Annotated in this window: 1 protein-coding gene; it reads left to right on the forward strand. The window is 50.9% G+C overall.

The features are described from left to right. Nucleotides 1-16 precede the first annotated feature (16 nt). Nucleotides 17-269 (forward strand): hypothetical protein (locus tag AC1RPQ_RS08520; RefSeq protein WP_481762350.1); only part of this gene is annotated, 253 nt, incomplete at its 3' end.

Here is a 269-nt window from a genome sequence, read left to right on the forward strand (position 1 = left end):
TAATAGAGGTGTACTAATGACCGCTGTCATAAAACATATCCGTAATACGACAGCGGGCTTGCCGCCCGCTGCTGGTAATTTGGTAGCGGGCCAACTCGCTATCAACACGTCTGATGCAAATCTATACACGCTTGATGCACTGGGTAATGTGCGACTTCTGGCCAGCGCCGCAGTAACAGCAAATGCCTACACATCAACCAATACCACGAACCAGCTTGTCAAGACAATCAATGGCGTGAGCCCGGACAGCACAGGCAACTTCACACTGG

It is taken from the genome of Dellaglioa sp. CoH-57-MRSF-21 (assembly GCF_056781915.1).